Origin of the sequence: Sphingobacterium sp. IITKGP-BTPF85, from assembly GCF_001006065.1 — a bacterium.
Classification (GTDB): Bacteria; Bacteroidota; Bacteroidia; order Sphingobacteriales; family Sphingobacteriaceae; genus Sphingobacterium; species Sphingobacterium anhuiense.
Map to the genome: position 1 here is coordinate 1 of NZ_ASZT02000113.1, position 17,557 is coordinate 17,557.

Genomic DNA, 17,557 nt, shown 5'->3' on the forward strand with positions numbered 1-17,557 from the left:
TAATTGTAATGGGTAATGTTTATTTAATGAGGCCTCTTTTTGGAGGAAAAATCACCGGAACACGTCTGGAACGTGTTATGAAGTCTCCGAATTTTAGGGATTCGCAGTTTCAAAATTTGGAACATACGCCATCATTGAAAGAGGGCGAGAGCTTTGTCGGAGCGATGTATGCTTTTTTATTTAAAGATCGTGCTATTCGAAGCCCTAAGATGCCACTTCCGGTTATGAAGCAGGATCTTAAAAATTTACCCGATGCAGATTTGCTTATCTGGTTTGGACACTCTTCTTATCTCCTGAAGATTGACGGTAAGATCATTGTTGTAGACCCCGTCTTTTCGGATAATGCTTCTCCTGTTCCAGGGAGCAATAAGCCTTTCAATCTATCTTATGTTTATCAGGCTGATGATTTTCCGCCGATAGATCTTTTGTTAATTAGCCATGATCATTATGATCATCTGGACTATAAAACCATGATACAGTTACGTTCTAAAATCAAAAATGTGATCTGTGGTCTTGGCGTTGGCGCCATTTCGAGCGATGGGGATTTGCTGAAAATCAGGTTACGGAATTGGACTGGTATGATGAGACATCTTTTGAAAAGGAGTTTAAGATAGTTGCCACACCTGCACGTCATTTTTCAGGAAGAAAGTTTAAGCGTAATACAACACTTTGGACATCATTTGTTTTACAGACAGAAAAGTATAAGCTGTTTTTAGGTGGAGACAGCGGCTATGGGAAACATTTTAAGACTATTGGCGATAAATATGGCCCTTTTGATTTGGCGATCCTGGAAAATGGTCAGTATAATGAAACATGGCGTTATATCCATTCCATGCCCGACGAACTTTTAAAGGAGGTTGTTGATCTTCAGGCTAAACATTTTCTACCAGTACATTCTGGCAAGTTTGCATTGGCACTGCACGACTGGAAGGAACCGCTTTCTCTGGTCAGTAAGTATGCGGAAGAGGCAGAAATTCCTGTGTTAACACCCAAAATGGGAGAGATTGTTTATTTGCAACAGCTAGATAAACGATATGATAAATGGTGGGAAGGGCTTAAATAAGCTTATTTCTTATTCTTTTCAGCTATCCACAAGGATAAGTATTTCGTGCTTAATAAAGAATGGTGGAGCAGCAGCTGTCCCATAAAATTCTGTTGTCGATGGGCCTGAAGCTGTGCTTTGATGAAACGGATGGTCATTAGAAGATCGTCTTCAAACCTCGTGCGTGAATAGCGCTGATTAATGATGGTGATACCGTTTTGCTGTGCTTCTAGCCAGATTGTTTTATTGTTATAAAGTTCGATTGCTTTTTCAACAAATAGTTGCGGTTCATTTGCGATAAACCCGTTCCATGGCAGGTCTCCCGACATTGCTTCAGCTCCAATTGTTGTTGTAACGGAGGGGGTTCCTGTTTGCATAGCATCTATAAATTTACCTTTAACACCAGCACCAAATTGAATAGGAGCTAATAGGACACGGTGTCTGGACATGGTATCTTGGGCATGGTCTGCTCTTCCATGAACAAAGAATCGTTCCTTAGGATTGTTAAGTTGGAGTACCTTTTGACTTGGATAGGCACCGTAGATATTCAGACTTACTTTAGGAAGCTGCTTCCTGAGCAAGGGCCAAATTTCGGTTTTTAAATACTGTACGGTGTTCCAATTCGGCTCATGTATAAAGTTGCCGATAAACATAAAGTCAGCACGGTTTTCATAAGTCTTCCAGCTTGCTATACATGCTTCATCAATTTCTTCTTCCAAAAAGGGTAGGTAATAGAGGATGGATGGATTGATCGCAAACTGATTCGTCAATAATTGCATCTCAAGTTCGGAGATAATGAGCGAGATATCCGAGCGTAAGATTGCGGCAACTTCCCTTTTCGCAATATCGGAATACAATAAGGTTTGATCAAACTGTTCGCCATTTTTAGCATTGGACTGGCGGGCGTGTCTTAAGAAGTGTAAATCTTCGGTATCGAGTATTCTGACAGCATCTGGACACTCTTGTGCTACTCGCCAGCTGTATTGCTCCTCGGTCATAAAGCGATCAAAAACAACAATATGAGGTTTAAGATCTCGAACGAAATCATTGAAGCTAGCATCATTGAGTTTGATCTCCACTTCATTAATACCCATAGCGACTAGATCGGCACTATATGGAGATTTAGATGCGGCACTTGCAAAGGTGATGGTGTTATCATTTTTTGAAACTTTTTAGTAGCTGTACCATACGAAATCCAGCCGCAGAAGAACTTGGTTCCGGCCAGACTAAACCTATAAAAAGTATTTCTTGTTTTTCCATCGATGGAAATTTACGCAAAAAGCACAATACTCTATTCATTATATTTTCAATTGCTTATTTTTCATCTTGTAATATTATTTACAAAAAGAAACTTAGCTCAAAAGGATAATAAAAGGATGGTGTTGAATATATTTTTTCTACAATTTGATTCTTGCCGTTATCAGGCTATCTGTTGTCATATGGAGATAAATTTATCTACGTTTAAAACAATGGTCACAATTTATTTATTTAAAGAGGGTAAATACTCGTTATATTTATCATAGATAAAATAGCATACTCATATGAAGAAATCATTGCTAAGTGGTATCCAAAAGCTGTCTCCAAAAACGTACTGGAAGGAGCTATTGGCTATTTTTATTGTATTGTTGGCGTTTGTTTTTTTTAGAAGCGAACGTAAAGAAATAGCTCCATAGGTCCCCAGCTGGCTTCAGCAGATTTTAATTGGTTAATAGTTGGGTTTGGAATCACTTTATTATATATTTTGTTACAAGGAGTGATGTATATTTTTAGTTTCCGATCTATCGGATTGAAACTGAATCTATGGGATGCGGTTGAACTCTTTTTAAAAAGGAATCTACTGAGTGTATTCCTTCCGGCCGAGGGGTCAGTTCATTGGCCTATACCACTTCGCAGTTACGAAAGAAACAACTTAACTCGACCAAAATTCATCAATCAGGCGCCATATATGGGTATGTCGGGTTACTGACTGTTTTTATTATTGGTGTCCCTATTATTCTGTATACTGTTTTTGATCATAAAAACTTTGATAATGCCTGGATATCTTTGGTCGTACTTGGTTTGTTACTCGGTTTATCCTTTCTGTTTTTCTGGTCGATTAGAGTAAAAAATGGATTGTATAGATGGCTGGAGATTAAATTTCCGAAGCTGATCGGTAATATTCATGAGCTGTTTTCGGCACATATTCACAAAGGATATCTATGGATGACCATTCTGGTTTCTGTCGCTATTGAGTTCTGTGGTATTGCCCATGCATTTATTAGCATGTATGCGCTGCAGACACATGTTTCGTTTGAAGCTGCAGCTGTGGCCTATACCATTACAGTCGTCCTGATGATGGTCTCTCCCTTTTGAGAGGCTTAGGCGCTGTAGAATTTACGATGTTATATATCTTTACTTCTTATGGTTATAGTAAAGAAGAAGGCTTAGGGCTGACAATTATCTATCGGTCATTTGAATTTTGGTTGCCCTTAATTTTTGGAGTTTTTTCTTTTATCTGGCGTGGAAGGCAGATCATTGCACGAATTTTACCCGCCATTGCTATTTTCTTTTTAGGGATCATCAACCTCATCTCGGTAGCAACCCCGCCATTGGTGGAACGGATGCGGCTTGAAAAATATTACCTTCCTATCGAAGCGATGCATGCATCTAAGTTGATGGTATTGGTTTTAGGACTTGGGTTGATGGTGAGTGCCGCTTATCTGATTAAGGGCTACAGATCGGCTTTTTGGATTGCTCTCATATTTTCTTTTCTATCCTTACTGGGACATATTGGTAAGGCACTAGATTATGAAGAAGCATTGGTGTCCTTGTTTATTATTGTTTTACTGGTTACGAACCAAAAGCAGTACCGGATTAAGACCAATAAAAATTGGATGCGTATCGGTTTTGCCACCTTTTTCATTGCCTTGACAGGGGTGTGTTTGTTTGGGTTTGTCTGTTTTTATGTGATTGACAAAAAGCATTTTGGCGTTGATTTTACCTGGCAGCAGTCTATATATCATACCATGCAGAGTTTTTTGTTATTTAATGACGAACTCAACCCGTTAACAACTTTTGGTCAGGAGTTTTTGAATATTACACACTTTCTGGGTCTATTTTCATGGATGTTGTTGATCTATACTTTCTTGTGTCCTAGGATTATTCATGAAGAAGATCATGAGCAGAACGTACTGGATAAGGCGAAGCGTTTACTCAAATTGTATGGAGGGTCGCCGATGGATTATTTCAAAATTGCTCCAGATAAACAATTGTATTTTTCTGAGCGGACAGATGGTTTTGTCTCTTACCGTATCAGTCAGGCTTTCGCGATTGTTTTAGATGAACCTGTATGTGCATTTGACGATAAAGATGAAGTAATTGCAGAGTTCGAACTTTATTGTACCTCTTTGGGGTTAAAGTCCGTGTATTACCGCGTTGATGAAAACAGCTTGCCTTATTTTCTGGAGCTTCGAAAACGGAAGATCATTATAGGGCAGGAGGCTTGATGGATGTTGCATCATTTTCTTTAGAAGGTAAGAATAGAAAATCGCTTCGAAACTCTTTAAATAGCTTAGAAAAAAAAGGGTATGCGACTGTTTTGCTAACCGCCCCGCAGTCGGATGCGATTGTAGCTGAACTGAAGGCTGTTTCTGATGAATGGCTTATGGTGTTCGATAAGAAAGAAATGATCTTTTCGCAAGGACAGTTTGAGGCAGCAACAATTGCTGAACAAGATGTTATAGCGGTAAAAGATGATCAAAATAAGATTGTCGCCTTTTTGAATATTATACCAGATTTTACTGAAGGGGAGTGTACGTATGATCTTATCCGTAAAGTGGAGCATGCTCCCGGAGGATGTATGGATGCTCTAATTATAAATCTGGTTGATTATGCCCGGAAAAAAGGTGCTAAATATATCAATCTGGGAATGGTACCGATGAGCGGTATTGAGTCTCCAGATAACCCTGCAGAGCAGATTATGAAATTGCGGCCGACAAAGTGGGCTCTTTTAAACACTATCAGAGTTTGAGAGATTTTAAAGAAAAGTATGCGACGATCTGGGAAAATAAGTATTTAATTTTTGGCAATGATTTTGACCTATTACAGTTGCCTCAAGCTTTGTCTAAAGTAATGAAGCCAGATAATGAATAGGATACATATGGTACGCAATAAATTAGGGTTATTTATCCTCTTGTTTTTGTTAAAATTAACAGTAATGGGACAGCAGAAAGATATCCTGCTTAAGATTTGGAACAGTAATGCAAATAGCCCTATTGTCCTTTATCTAAGTGGTGATGGTGGTCTTAATAGTTTTTCAACAAGTTACTGCGAGCTCTTGGGGAAACAGGGATATACAGTAGGTGCTGTAAACTCGAAGAGCTTTTTTTGGGATAAGAAATCCGCAGATCAGATTGCGAAGGAACTAAGCAGCACTCTTGAAAAATTATTGGTAGGTAAAAAGAATCACCTCGTTTATTTTGTCGGATATTCCTTTGGTGCGGATGTTATTCCTTTTTTGGTTAATAAATTAACCGCAGAATGGAAGGAGCGATTGCAGGCTGTGGCACTTCTGGAACCATCAACTTCTACTGATTTGGAGATTCATGTTTCAGACCTGTTTGGGAGGAGCGAGGTTAAAAGAAGTATGGATGTTGTTGCCGAGATCAATAAAATGGTCAATGTTAGAACGGCTATTTTGCTTGGTGAAGATGGAGTGAGTTTCCCGATTAAGAATATTCGGTTAAAAAATTTAGAAACTATTTATATGAAGGGGAATCATCATTTTGATGGTCATGTGGCAGATGTCGTAAAAGCAACAGTAAAGCATTTTGCATTAAAGTGATCAGTCTCAAGAATGTGTTAAATAATGGTTATGCTCATTTTCTTTTAGTTTGATGGCTGTACTGTCATCATGTTTTCAAAAAAGTATTTTCTAGTTTTTTCTTGTTGTAGATCAATTTTTAAGAGTTAGAAAATTGATAAGTTTGTTTAATCATAAAAAAAAGAATAATATGGAATTAGGAATAGGAATGTTTGGCGATTTGCATATTGATCCCAAAACAGGGCAAATACAATCTTCACAGGAAAAGTTACATCAGATTATTGAACAAATAAAATTGATGGATGAAGTAGGGCTGGATTTTTTTGGAATGGGTGAGCATCACCGTCCGGACTATGCTGTTTCAGCTCCAGAAATTATATTAGCGGCAGCCGCTTCTGTTACTAAAAATATAAAATTAGGGAGTGCAGTTTCCGTGTTAAGTTCTGCAGATCCGGTTAAACTTTTTCAAGACTTCGCGACAGTTGATGTTTTATCAAATGGACGTGCGGAGATTATGGCAGGTAGAGGATCATTTATTGAATCATTCCCTTTGTTTGGTTATAATTTAAATGATTATGGAGCATTATTTGAAGAAAAATTGGACCTATTGGTCAAACTAAATAATCAGGATACGATTAATTGGACGGGTAAATTTCGTCCTACATTAGTAAATCAACAGATCTTTCCAAGACCTGTTCAACCTAAATTACCAATTTGGGTTGCGGTAGGAGGTACAACTTCATCTGTTATTCGCGCTGGGAAATTAGGTTTACCCGTTATGTTTGCTATTATTGGAGGAACGTACGAAGCTTTTAAGCCACTGGTAGAAATGTACCAACAAGCTTATGCCGATAACGGTCATGATATGGCTAATTTTCAGGTAGGTGTACATATGCATGCTCTTTTTGGTGATCATTCACAACAAGTTGCAGATGCTTACTATCCTATTTATGCGGCACAAATGAACCGCATAGGCGGCGATCGTGGATGGCCACCATACCAACGGACTCAATATGACTTTGGACGTTCATCACATGGTCATTTAATTATTGGAGATGCGGACTATGCTGTAGATAAAATCTTAAAAATACAGGAATCTTTAGGATTGACGCGCTTTTCTGCACATATGGATGTTGGTGCACCTAATCATCTTGATATGATGAAAGCAATTGAGGTTTTTGGAACAAAAATCGCTCCTCAGGTTAGAGCTGCTCTTAATAAGGGATAATAAGACCTTGGTTAAAGTAGTATTCAACATTTTTATATCGGAGAGATATGCTTAACTTTGTGTTTTAAAAATAGAGAGGACAAAATGTTAGGATTGAAATTGTTAACGGATCCAAGGTGGGCAAATATTGCAGAAGGAAATTTAGAAGAGATTCTGACTGATCATGCTTGGTGCGAGCAAAAGGCAGCTTCAAATGCTATTTCATTAATTATGTACAATTCGGAACATGAAGAATTGGTGCATGAATTGACAGCGATTGCTATTGAAGAAATGCAACATTTCCAAATGGTCATTGATATTATTAAAGAAAGAGGCTATACGTTGGGTAAAGAACGTAAAGATGATTACGTGGGACAACTGATGAAATTCAATAAAAAGGACGGTTCCCGTAACATGGCTTTTATAGATCGTTTGTTATTTGCGGCCATGATTGAAGCTCGAAGCTGTGAACGCTTTAGAGTATTGTCTCAAAATATAAAGGATGAGGAATTAGCGAAGTTTTATCATGATCTAATGGTTTCTGAGGCTAATCACTATACAACGTTTCTTAATTTCGCACGTCAATTCTCAACGGATGTCGATGTCGATAAGCGTTGGAAAGAGTGGTTGGAATTTGAAGGAAATTTGATCCAATCTTATGGAACGAAAGAAGCCATACATGGATAATAAATAGTAATCTATTGTGCAAGAGCCCCATTTTTCTAATAAAAATGGGGCTCTACGTTTATATTAGTGCTGACCGCCGCTCTAAAATGCAGTTGTCCATCCAAATTCCGTTTAGCTGGGCAGCTTTTTGCTGCGTGCCTAATAATTTAAATCCGAATTTCTTGTGCAACAAGGTACTTTTATCATTTTCAGGAAAAATAAAGGACATGATCGTCCAAATGCCCGCGTTTTCAGAAGTGTCAATAATATGTTGCATCAATACTTTGCCAATTCCTTTGCCTTGATGATCCTGATCGATATAAATACTTAATTCGGTTACACCATGATAGCCTGTTCGCTGTAGTACAGGAGATAATGCTACCCAACCGATTATAGTATTGTTTTCAATGGCAACAAAGCGCATATTTTCGAGATGATCTTTATCCCAATCTTTCCAAGAACTAGTTTTTGTCGCTAAAGTGATGTTTCCTGCATCGATTGCCTGCTGGTAAATGCGGGCAACATCAGGATAATGCTTCTGTTCGAGTTTCTGTATTTCCATCTGTAGCGTGAGCTTAAGGTATTATATTCTGATACTTCTTTTGAAGTTGATCAAACTGATGATTCAAAACTAGGAAAAGTTTTGCATCCATTCGAGCGGGAATGTATATTTTATCTGTGATCTAAATCTCGTATGAACGCATTATAAACTTGTTTTTCATTTAGTTAAGAAGATTTTTTTTAAAAGTTTGTTAAGAACGATGTTGGTTCCGTTAGCATTTGTATCCCGTTGATCGCAAGTAATAATTTATAATTCAGCGAGTTCTGATTTTTATGACATTATAAAAATAAGTTTTTATAGAAATAACCTTACCTTTGCGCTGTGACTGAGAAAAGTAAAATAATTGATATTCGTAGTCTGTCGATAGATCAGATTAAAGAGAAGCTTACTGAAATGGGTGAGCAAGGGTTCCGTGCAAAGCAAATTTACGAATGGATTTGGGCAAAATCCTGTGTGGATTTTGATTTGATGAGCAACCTAAGTAAACCTTTACGGGAAAAGCTAAAAGAGAATTTTGTTATTCGTGCTGTTAAAGTCAAACAATCACAGGTCAGTTCTGATAGAACGATCAAAAGTAGTTTTACTTTGTATGATGGAAATGTGATTGAGGGTGTATTAATCCCTGCTCCAGAACGTATGACTGCTTGTGTGAGCTCTCAAGTTGGATGTAGTTTGACCTGTAAATTTTGTGCCACGGGTTATATGGATCGTAAACGTAATCTGAATGCAGATGAAATTTATGATCAAGTTGTTTTGATCGCAAAACAAGCCGAAGAGAAATATCAGCAACCGTTGACCAACATTGTTTATATGGGGATGGGTGAACCACTCTTGAATTATGCGAATATGATGAAGTCGGTAGAGCGTATTACCTCGCCAGATGGATTGAATATGGCGGCAAAACGGATCACAGTTTCTACCGCTGGTATTGCTAAAATGATTAAAAAATTAGGGGATGACGAAGTCCGATTTAACTTAGCATTGTCTTTACATGCCGCAAATGATAAGAAGCGTAATGAGATCATGCCCATCAATGAGCAAAATACATTAGAAGCATTAGCAGATGCATTGAAGTATTTTTATGCGAAGACAAAAAGCCCAATAACCTTTGAATACATCGTTTTTGATAATTTTAATGATGAGCTCGAGGATGCTAAAGAGTTGGCAAGATTTTGTAAAAATGTTCCTTGTAAGGTTAATATTATTGAATATAATCCTATTTCTTTAGCAAGTTTTGTCAATGCCGATGCCGATAAGATTGAGGTATTTGCTAATTATCTGAAAAATCAAGGTATTATAACAAATGTTCGTAGAAGCCGTGGTAAAGATATTGACGCCGCTTGTGGTCAGTTAGCAATTAAAGATAAAGAAGCTCAAGAAGCTTAATAATAAGGGATTAGACTATACCTCTTCTCAATATATTAATTGATGATAGAGACTGTGATAAATTTGTTTTATTTATAATTTTAATTGTAAATAGAACAAATTTACTTAAGTTAGTATAGGCATAATCAAAAATGAGAAACCAATTATTTCTTTATTTATCAGACTTTTTAGCCTTATTTTTCCCAAAAATTTGTGCAGGCTGTGGCCATGTTTTAGTTAGTCAAGAAAGGTATATCTGTACTTCTTGTCTATTTCATTTACCTATCACAGATTTTCATTTAGATCTTAATAATCAAGTTGCGCGCCAATTGTGGGGAAAATTTCATTTTGAACATGCCTCGGCTCTATTTCTGTTGCGGCAGGACTCGCGGGTAGAGCGGATACTTTATCAAATCAAATATGCCAATCAACCTCAACTTGCATATTTCCTTGGAAGGAAATATGGTGAGACGCTGTCTAACAGTCACACTTTTCAGGATGTTGATGTCATTGTGCCCGTTCCTTTGCATAAAAAGAAGTTGAAGAAAAGGGGGTATAATCAATCCTTTTATTTAGCAAAAGGTCTTGGTATTGCATTGTCAAAACCCGTTTTGGAACATGGATTAACGCGAGTTGGCGAAGGGACAAGTCAAACTAAAAAATCAAGATTGGAACGATACGACAACGTTCAAGATGTCTTTTTTTGCCCAGATGAAACTATTTTAGCAGATAAACATGTGCTCTTGGTAGATGATGTACTGACCACAGGAGCTACATTAACCGCCGCCGCGGAAAAACTTATTGCGGCGGGTTGCCGGATTTCTGTTCTGACCTTAGCGAGGGCTTAGCATACTTCAAATAACTACTTCACAGTTAATTTCTAAGCAGTATCTGATCTAGAATGTTAAATATTTGATCTTTTACTTTTTACGTCTCACGTAAAAGCAAGTAAGCAAAACCCGACATACCAATGCCTACGCTATCTGCAAAGAGATCCCACCAATCACCAGATCTATAGGTGAATATATACAATTGCAATGCTTCAGTCAGTAATGCGAAAAGGATACCTAAAATACTTACAACAATAACGGGAAGCCATTTTGTAGGGCGACCTTTGAACTGAACCAATACACCATTATAAATTAACGTACAAAATACGAAAAACATACCTGCGTGAACGAGCTTGTCCATCCCTGGATAGGAAGGAACTTTTTCAAAACTTTGTCCTGGCATACAACACAGGGCTATAACCACTACAGCCCAAAGCATTACCCACTTATAATCTAATAATAATCTTATCATGCACTCCTTATAATCAATTTTCGTGCTAAAATAGTGATAAATATAAGAAAAGTGAAATAATGTATTTAGACGTATATAAAAATATTTACCTGATTTACAGCGTTTTAATTTTATTTTTGAAATTTATATAGTACTATGTATTGCATAGTACATAATAAAACATATATCTTTGTATTGTTATGATAGCTGAAAATACACAAATACAGATGCGGAAAGGAATACTGGAATATTGTATTCTTTCTATTATTTCCCGAGGGGAAATATATGCATCGGATATCATCAGCGAACTGAAAAAAGCACAGCTCTTGGTTGTAGAGGGAACTTTATATCCTTTGTTGACGAGGCTTAAAAATAACGGTTTGCTGAGTTATATATGGAAGGAATCAACTTCTGGACCTCCACGTAAATATTATGAAATCACAGCAGAAGGAATGCAGGTTCTTGAGCGATTGGATGTTACATGGAAAGAACTGGTTTTTGCAGTGGAGACATCTCTAGCGGACAGAATTAATACAATTGACAAATCAATATAACCTATAAATACCATGAACAAGACTATAATTATCAATATAAATAGTATCGTTTTTCATATAGAAGAGGACGCATATGATGTGTTGCGCAATTATATGATTGATATTAAAAAGCATTTCGGAAGTTCGGAAGACAGCAAAGAGATTTTGGAAGATATCGAAAATCGTATTGCAGAGATGTTTACAGAGAAGATTCAACTCGGAATCAAAGAAGTACTGAATATGGATGATGTCAATGCCGTCATCGCACAGATGGGAAGTGTGAGTGATTTTGAGATCAACGATACGGATCAACAGTATTCAGATCAAAAAACAAATCAGGCATACAGCACTTTTCGTACGGGTAAAAAGTTGATGCGTGATCCAGAAGATAAGGTAATCAGTGGTGTGTGTAGTGGTCTGGGACATTATTTTGGCATAGAGGCTCGATGGATTAGACTTTTATTTGTGTTATTCGTTGTAATCTTCGGTTCAGGATTTCTGGTGTATATTATCTTGTGGATTGTAATGCCAATCGCAATTACCAGAGCAGATCGTATGGAAATGCGCGGAGAGTCGCCTAATATCCAGAATTTTAAACGAAGTTTTGAAGAGGAATTGAGCGGTCTAAAAGAGAATTTCTCTGGTGCCGGCAATACATTCAATAGAGGTGTAGAAAATGCTGGAACAGCATTTGGAGAGATCATTAAAATCTTTGCAAAAGTGATCGGTCTGATCGTTGCTTTTTCAATAGGCTTAAGCTTAATATCGCTGTTAATTGCGTTGATCTTTTTTAGCTTGGGTATAGCAGGCGTAACGGACCGCGGGATTATTGAACCGTTAAATTTGATCGATCCTCAGCAGGCTCCATGGGCATTAACGGCAGCATTCTTGGCTATTGCAATTCCATTTGCAGGTTTATTTTACCTCATTATTCGCTTGTTGTTTGACCGCAAGCCGATGAATAATTACTTAACGACTTCTTTATTCCTAGTATGGTTAATTTCTTTAGGTAGCATTATCTATTATGCAGGTTCGGTGGCTAAAGATTTTAGAGAAGAAGTATGATCGTAGAAGAAAAACCTTTGGCTCCAAGATCTATCTATCGTATCAATGCCCGTGATGTACGTGTCATCAAAATAAATGGAGATCACGGCCGTTCAAATCTAAAGGTCGGTACCAACTTATTCGAATATCTTCAGGATGATATCCGAATTCGATTTGAAAGGGTAGATTCAACGCAAATGCCTTATATCAAATATGAGTATTCGGCAAAAGGAGCTAATTATAATTTGGCGACTAAACGTGCGTCTGCAATTAATTATAAAGCCGTTCAGGATAGCGCGAACATTATTTTTGATAGTCACTTTAAATTAGGTGAGAAAGAATTGTATAGAGATCAAAAAGTGAATGTTACGATCTACCTGCCAGTTGGTGCAAAAGTAATGCTGAACAGGGATTTAGAGCGCAATTATGCAGATATATCTTACTGGGAATGCTATGAGCGTTATGAAAATGATGATATTAAAGAAACGGAATGGGTAATGACAAATCTGGGTTTGAAATGTGCTCTACCTGAAAAATCTGAATTTGCACCTGAAGCGGAAGATGAGACGGATGAAAATGTGGTAACTGTAGATACTGCAGTTAGCAGAAAAGATACCATTATCAGTATTTCTCCTACTGGTGTGGTGGTTGAAACAAAAGGAAAGAAAAATAAATAATAGGTGCTTAGCACCTATTATTTTAATAAAACTCGCAAACTGTAACATTATACGATAACCGCATACTAATTATTCATTACACCTCTTTTGAATATAACAACCTAAACAATACAATGAAAATGAAACTAATATTAACAATCTTATTTGCAATCAGTAGCCAATTGCTTTGGGCTGCTATTGGAATATCGGGTAAGATCGTAAATGAAAAAAATGAACCTATGGGCGCAGTTACAGCTATCTGATCAATAGTACTAATGATATTATCTTAAAAACAGCAATTACGAAAGAAGATGGGCAATATGCTTTTGAAAATGTTGCTGCAGGATCTTATTATGTGGAAGCAAGAATGATCGGGTACAGTGTATCCCGATCTGCAATAATTGCTTTTAATAAAACACAGCAACAGATTGCAGATTTGAAATTGAGTCCCAGTACAAATGCCTTAGCTGAGGTGACGATCGAAGGCAAGAGGCCATTAGTCGAAAATAAACAGGGGAAATTGATTTTAAATGTCGAGAATTCGCCTTTAGCTGCGGGTAATAATGGACTCGATATCGTACAGCGTGCTCCTGGGGTTAGCTTGGACAACGACAATAATCTGCAGTTAATGGGGCAGTCTGGAGTAAAGGTTACTATCGACGGCCGACAAACTTATATGACTGGAGAACAATTGACCACGCTTTTGAAAAGTACTGATGGAAATCAGATCAAATCTGTTGAAGTAATCAAATCACGTAGTGCGAGGGACGATGCAGAAGGTGCCGTGGGAACGATCAATATCGTGATGAAAAAAATAAGATGGAGGGATTTAATGGTAATTTCTCTGCCACAGCAGGATTAGGACAGAAGTTTAGAGGTAATTCGGCCTTATCTTTAAATTACAAAAAGAATAATACAACCTATTTTGGATCTTATTCTTATAGTGATGATAAATATGTTAACAGACTAAATATAGAGCGTATCATTTCTAATGACGGCATCGAGACTTTATTTGATCAAAAATCAAATCTGCATATTAAAGATCGTACGCATACATACAAATTTGGCATAGAGCAGAAAACTTCCGATCGGAATGTGATGTCTTTACAATTTAACGGAAGCAATAATGTGGAGCTTAATGATAACGATAGTAAATCTCTCATTGGACCTTTAACGACAATTGATTCGACGTTGATCTCTATGACACAGTTCAAAGAGGGTTTTAATCGTTATTCAATTAATTTCAATAATGAGTTTAAGATCGACTCGACAGGTAAAAAATTGGTGCTGGATTTAGATTGGAGTAAATTCAAAAATAGTAAAAAGGCTGATTATGATAATAGATTGTTTAATCAAAACGATCAATTGATACGTGATCCAGAACTATTGCGAAGTGAGATGCCAATTGGAATTGATATATACGTCGCAAAACTGGATTATAATCAACCGCTGAATAAAACCTCGAATATAGAAACCGGCGTGAAGTATTCAAATGTGAAATCTGATAATAATCTTCTGTTTGAAGAGCAACTGGATAATGTCTGGACAAATATCGTCAATAGATCAAATCATTTTGTTTATAAAGAGCAAATTGCCGCAGGTTACTTTGATTATGATAACCAGATCGGTAAATGGGGTATTAAGGCCGGTTTAAGAGGGGAATATACCCTGTCTGATGGCCACTCAATTACAGAAAATAAACAGGTTAAACGTAATTACTTTGATCTATTCCCATCAGCTAATTTGAGTTACGATGCGCATGAAAACCATATTTTCTCTTTGGGATATTCACGTAAGATCACAAGACCTAATTATCGACAACTCAATCCTTTTGATTACTTTATCGATAAGTACACTTCTGAGCGTGGTAATCCTTACTTAAATCCACAGTATGCAAATGAGTTGAATTTGAATTATACTTTATATAAGAAATATACGGTTACATTGGGTTACAATGCGCAGACCGATGCTATCGTGGAAAGTATGGGCCAAGATTCAATTAAGAAAACAACTTGGGTAACGCGTGAAAATCTAGGAAAAAATAATTCGGCATTTTTGAATTTGAGTATGCCTGTTCAGATTGCAAAGTTCTGGTCTTCTTACAACAATATCACGGCTGTATATATGAATTTTGATGGAGCTATTGCAGGAGCGGTGGTTAACAATTCAAGTTTCCTTTTTCAGGTGAATTCAATGAGTACATTTAAGCTGTCACCTTCATTGTCTGCAGAGATGAATCTACGCTACTTTTCACCTTTTACTTATAACATTTATAAATTGGAAAGTCGTTGGGATGCACAAATTGGCTTTACTAAGAATTTCAAAGACAAAAGAAGCTCGCTTAAACTCGCAGTCTCCGATGTCTTTAATACCAGTAATCAAAACCTATCAACGAATTTCTCATCTTTCAACACAAAGATCCGACAGAATCAGGATCGAAGAGTGGCACGTTTAACCTACTCTTATAAGTTTGGAAATTTGAAAAATGTGACTAAGAAAAAGAGCACGGATAATGAAGAAAAACAGCGTGCCCAATAATAGATAGTTTCAATGTTTATGTAATATGTTGACCGTAAGTATGAAAATACTTGCGGTTTTTTTTTATGAACATCATCAGTCAATTATACCTGTCTTCTATTACTTGCAGATAATCCTGTTATTTATCTCGCCATCATTTATAAGTTAGGTTGAATGAAGGATAGCTTAGACTGTAAACGTTTCAAAGTGGAGTTAGACTTTTAATTCTAAGCTTTATTTTAAGTATTATAATTCTACAATTTTCATTTTAGGAACTAATGCTTTCATTCCAACCCATGCAATAAGATAAGCGATAGCACAAAATGAGAAGATGATGAAATACCCTGCTGGTTCGCCTTCAAATCCCATGAATTTCAGTTGAGTTTCTTTAGCATAGTCAAAAAGAACACCTGATATTTTATTAATAATAAAGCTCCTAAGCCTCCTGCTAATCCTCCGATACCAGTGATAGTGGCAATAGCTTTTTTCGGAAACATGTCTCCAACAGTAGAAAAGATATTTGCAGACCAGGATTGGTGTGCAGCACCAGCAATTCCAATAAAAATGACAGGAACCCAATAGGAGATATAACCTAAGGGCTGTGCAAATAAAACGATCAAAGGAATAAATGCGAAAATTAACATCGCTTTCATTCGACCTTCATACGGATTCATGCCCTTTTTTTCGACAAATAGGGTCGGAAGATAACCTCCGTAGATTGAGAATAAAGTAATGATGTATAAAACAAAAATTGCTAATTGTCCTTCTGTATCAGATGATTTTATATTATAAACAGCACTTAAATAGGCAGGCATCCAAAATAGGAAAAACCACCAGACACCGTCTGTCATAAATTTTCCAAAGGCAAAAGCCCAAGTTTGTCTATGTTTAAAACACTCCAAAAAAGATACTTTTAATTTCTCATTAGATTTTTGTTCTTCGGTATGATGAGCTGAATCTTGCAGAATATAGCGCAGCTCACTTTCATTAACCTTAGGGTGCTCTTCTGGTTTTTTGTACATGAATACCCAAAATCCCATCCATACAAAACCCAAAGCACCAATAATAATAAAAGACATTTCCCATCCATAATACTTTGCAATTGTTGGAATGGTGATGGGGGCCACCAGTGCACCAATAGTCGCACCGGCATTAAATATACTGGTCGCTAAAGCCCGGTCCTTTTTCGGAAAGTACTCTGCAGTTGCCTTTATGGCGGCAGGAAAGTTTCCAGCTTCACCTATTGCTAATACAAAGCGGGCAAAAATAAATAGGGTAACACTCGTACTGATTACTAAACCGACATCATTAATTGTTCCAATTACTGCTTTAGACTCCTCAAAATTTAGAAACCAGTTACCTGTTAACTGGCCCGCAGTAGCGATACCACAAAAAGCATGAATAATAGCACCAACTGACCAAATGCCGATCGCCCAAAGAAAGCCTTTTTTTGTATCCATCCAATCGACAAACCGACCTGCAAAGAGCATACTTACGGCATAAAAGATTGAGAAAAGTGCTGTTATATTACCGTAGTCATTGTTTGTCCAATGAAATTCAGGGCTTATAAAATCTTTCCATGTTAAGGATAAGACTTGTCTATCTAAATAATTTATCGTGGTGGCAAAAAATAGGAGAGCACAAACACTCCAGCGGTACTTTGTTGGTTTATTATTGTTCATATTTGGTTTACTCTATTCTTTCTATTTTGATAATAGAAATATAAGTTTGTTGTTACTGTAACTTTATGAATCTATATGATCATCTTTATGCAACTGGATCAGTGCTGTATGTGTCGAAGAATTATAATAGATATATTTTAAAGTTAATGCTTATAATAATAGGTAGAGCAAAATCAGCATCTTATTTTTACGCAAACGTTT

The 17,557-nt window shown here is 36.9% G+C and carries 19 protein-coding genes and 2 pseudogenes; 17 read left to right on the forward strand and 4 right to left on the reverse strand.

Annotated elements, in window-relative coordinates; all coding sequences use genetic code 11:
- Both L950_RS35710 and L950_RS35715 read left to right on the forward strand, forming a co-directional pair.
- Positions 1 to 614 (forward strand): MBL fold metallo-hydrolase (locus L950_RS35710; protein ID WP_021189378.1); only part of this gene is annotated, 614 nt, incomplete at its 5' end.
- Positions 569 to 1,063, forward strand: a complete 495-nt coding sequence (locus L950_RS35715) for an MBL fold metallo-hydrolase (protein WP_021189379.1) — start codon at positions 569 to 571, stop codon at positions 1,061 to 1,063. The genes L950_RS35710 and L950_RS35715, both read left to right, overlap by 46 nt.
- Positions 1,064 to 1,065: 2 nt before the next feature.
- Here the strand turns inward: L950_RS35715 and L950_RS18430 are convergent, their stop codons facing one another.
- Positions 1,066 to 2,136, reverse strand: coding sequence for a glycosyltransferase (locus L950_RS18430; RefSeq protein ID WP_021189380.1), 1,071 nt, complete (start codon positions 2,134 to 2,136; stop codon positions 1,066 to 1,068).
- A 447-nt stretch (positions 2,137 to 2,583) separates the two neighbouring features.
- On the opposite strand from L950_RS18430, the gene L950_RS35720 reads away from it, so the two are divergent.
- From L950_RS35720 to L950_RS18450, 7 genes and pseudogenes are all read left to right on the forward strand, one after another.
- Entirely contained in the window at positions 2,584 to 2,715 is a 132-nt protein-coding gene (locus tag L950_RS35720; RefSeq protein WP_262507127.1) for a hypothetical protein, read from the forward strand.
- A 199-nt stretch (positions 2,716 to 2,914) separates the two neighbouring features.
- Positions 2,915 to 3,394 (forward strand): hypothetical protein, encoded by a 480-nt coding sequence (locus tag L950_RS33930; RefSeq protein ID WP_231577425.1) that lies wholly within the window; start codon positions 2,915 to 2,917, stop codon positions 3,392 to 3,394.
- 863 nt (positions 3,395 to 4,257) lie between these two features.
- Positions 4,258 to 5,051, forward strand: a pseudogene (locus L950_RS33935) (phosphatidylglycerol lysyltransferase domain-containing protein).
- Positions 5,048 to 5,173 (forward strand): hypothetical protein, encoded by a 126-nt coding sequence (locus L950_RS35725; RefSeq protein WP_262507128.1) that lies wholly within the window; start codon positions 5,048 to 5,050, stop codon positions 5,171 to 5,173. Before L950_RS33935 ends, L950_RS35725 begins: the two are co-directional and overlap by 4 nt.
- A 7-nt stretch (positions 5,174 to 5,180) precedes the next feature.
- Positions 5,181 to 5,864, forward strand: a complete 684-nt coding sequence (locus L950_RS18440; protein ID WP_031287915.1) for an AcvB/VirJ family lysyl-phosphatidylglycerol hydrolase — start codon at positions 5,181 to 5,183, stop codon at positions 5,862 to 5,864.
- Positions 5,865 to 6,033: 169 nt separating this feature from the next.
- The gene (locus tag L950_RS18445) at positions 6,034 to 7,071 is read left to right on the forward strand and encodes an LLM class flavin-dependent oxidoreductase (RefSeq protein WP_021189383.1); all 1,038 of its coding nucleotides are present in this window, start codon (positions 6,034 to 6,036) and stop codon (positions 7,069 to 7,071) included.
- Positions 7,072 to 7,155: 84 nt separating this feature from the next.
- Positions 7,156 to 7,737 carry a tRNA-(ms[2]io[6]A)-hydroxylase gene (locus tag L950_RS18450; protein ID WP_021189384.1) on the forward strand — a complete coding sequence of 194 codons (582 nt, stop codon included), beginning with the start codon at positions 7,156 to 7,158 and terminating at the stop codon, positions 7,735 to 7,737.
- 58 nt (positions 7,738 to 7,795) lie between these two features.
- Here the strand turns inward: L950_RS18450 and L950_RS18455 are convergent, their stop codons facing one another.
- A complete protein-coding gene (locus L950_RS18455) occupies positions 7,796 to 8,278 on the reverse strand; it encodes a GNAT family N-acetyltransferase (protein WP_021189385.1) in 483 nt (160 codons plus the stop codon).
- Between the two features lie 321 nt (positions 8,279 to 8,599).
- Here L950_RS18455 and rlmN point away from each other — a divergent pair, with 321 nt between their 5' ends.
- Together rlmN and L950_RS18465 are read left to right on the forward strand one after the other, a co-directional pair.
- Positions 8,600 to 9,664 (forward strand): 23S rRNA (adenine(2503)-C(2))-methyltransferase RlmN, encoded by a 1,065-nt coding sequence (gene rlmN / locus L950_RS18460; protein ID WP_021189386.1) that lies wholly within the window; start codon positions 8,600 to 8,602, stop codon positions 9,662 to 9,664.
- Between the two features lie 131 nt (positions 9,665 to 9,795).
- Entirely contained in the window at positions 9,796 to 10,491 is a 696-nt protein-coding gene (locus L950_RS18465; protein ID WP_021189387.1) for a ComF family protein, read from the forward strand.
- Between the two features lie 79 nt (positions 10,492 to 10,570).
- Here the strand turns inward: L950_RS18465 and L950_RS18470 are convergent, their stop codons facing one another.
- Entirely contained in the window at positions 10,571 to 10,945 is a 375-nt protein-coding gene (locus L950_RS18470) for a VanZ family protein (protein ID WP_031287918.1), read from the reverse strand.
- A gap of 179 nt (positions 10,946 to 11,124) precedes the next feature.
- Between L950_RS18470 and L950_RS18475 the strand changes: the two genes are divergently transcribed.
- From L950_RS18475 to L950_RS18485, 6 genes are all read left to right on the forward strand, one after another.
- Positions 11,125 to 11,478, forward strand: a complete 354-nt coding sequence (locus L950_RS18475) for a PadR family transcriptional regulator (protein ID WP_021189389.1) — start codon at positions 11,125 to 11,127, stop codon at positions 11,476 to 11,478.
- A gap of 12 nt (positions 11,479 to 11,490) precedes the next feature.
- Positions 11,491 to 12,522, forward strand: coding sequence for a PspC domain-containing protein (locus L950_RS33940; protein WP_231577426.1), 1,032 nt, complete (start codon positions 11,491 to 11,493; stop codon positions 12,520 to 12,522).
- Complete coding sequence (locus tag L950_RS33945; RefSeq protein WP_231577427.1) at positions 12,519 to 13,178, forward strand: hypothetical protein; 660 nt, start codon at positions 12,519 to 12,521, stop codon at positions 13,176 to 13,178. The genes L950_RS33940 and L950_RS33945 overlap by 4 nt, the downstream gene beginning before the upstream one ends.
- A 119-nt stretch (positions 13,179 to 13,297) precedes the next feature.
- Complete coding sequence (locus L950_RS35730; protein WP_262507131.1) at positions 13,298 to 13,420, forward strand: hypothetical protein; 123 nt, start codon at positions 13,298 to 13,300, stop codon at positions 13,418 to 13,420.
- 104 nt (positions 13,421 to 13,524) lie between these two features.
- Positions 13,525 to 14,019, forward strand: coding sequence for a TonB-dependent receptor plug domain-containing protein (locus tag L950_RS33950; protein ID WP_231577428.1), 495 nt, complete (start codon positions 13,525 to 13,527; stop codon positions 14,017 to 14,019).
- Positions 13,977 to 15,695 (forward strand): outer membrane beta-barrel family protein, encoded by a 1,719-nt coding sequence (locus L950_RS18485; RefSeq protein ID WP_052764467.1) that lies wholly within the window; start codon positions 13,977 to 13,979, stop codon positions 15,693 to 15,695. The genes L950_RS33950 and L950_RS18485 overlap by 43 nt, the downstream gene beginning before the upstream one ends.
- A gap of 225 nt (positions 15,696 to 15,920) precedes the next feature.
- Here the strand turns inward: L950_RS18485 and L950_RS18490 are convergent.
- Positions 15,921 to 17,356: pseudogene (locus tag L950_RS18490) on the reverse strand (MFS transporter).
- Between the last annotated feature and the right edge of the window lie 201 nt (positions 17,357 to 17,557).

Bases quoted from the DNA above. Each gene is read 5' to 3' on its own strand.
- L950_RS33940 (WP_231577426.1), top strand. From the start codon at position 11,491: ATGAACAAGACTATAATTATCAATATAAATAGTATCGTTTTTCATATA.
- L950_RS18470 (WP_031287918.1), bottom strand. From the start codon at position 10,945: ATGATAAGATTATTATTAGATTATAAGTGGGTAATGCTTTGGGCTGTA.
- L950_RS33945 (WP_231577427.1), top strand. From the start codon at position 12,519: ATGATCGTAGAAGAAAAACCTTTGGCTCCAAGATCTATCTATCGTATC.
- L950_RS35720 (WP_262507127.1), top strand. From the start codon at position 2,584: ATGAAGAAATCATTGCTAAGTGGTATCCAAAAGCTGTCTCCAAAAACG.
- L950_RS18445 (WP_021189383.1), top strand. From the start codon at position 6,034: ATGGAATTAGGAATAGGAATGTTTGGCGATTTGCATATTGATCCCAAA.
- L950_RS18455 (WP_021189385.1), bottom strand. From the start codon at position 8,278: ATGGAAATACAGAAACTCGAACAGAAGCATTATCCTGATGTTGCCCGC.
- L950_RS18465 (WP_021189387.1), top strand. From the start codon at position 9,796: ATGAGAAACCAATTATTTCTTTATTTATCAGACTTTTTAGCCTTATTT.
- L950_RS35730 (WP_262507131.1), top strand. From the start codon at position 13,298: ATGAAACTAATATTAACAATCTTATTTGCAATCAGTAGCCAATTGCTT.
- L950_RS33950 (WP_231577428.1), top strand. From the start codon at position 13,525: ATGATCGGGTACAGTGTATCCCGATCTGCAATAATTGCTTTTAATAAA.
- L950_RS18450 (WP_021189384.1), top strand. From the start codon at position 7,156: ATGTTAGGATTGAAATTGTTAACGGATCCAAGGTGGGCAAATATTGCA.
- L950_RS18475 (WP_021189389.1), top strand. From the start codon at position 11,125: ATGATAGCTGAAAATACACAAATACAGATGCGGAAAGGAATACTGGAA.
- L950_RS18430 (WP_021189380.1), bottom strand. From the start codon at position 2,136: ATGGGTATTAATGAAGTGGAGATCAAACTCAATGATGCTAGCTTCAAT.
- L950_RS18485 (WP_052764467.1), top strand. From the start codon at position 13,977: ATGGAGGGATTTAATGGTAATTTCTCTGCCACAGCAGGATTAGGACAG.
- L950_RS18440 (WP_031287915.1), top strand. From the start codon at position 5,181: ATGGTACGCAATAAATTAGGGTTATTTATCCTCTTGTTTTTGTTAAAA.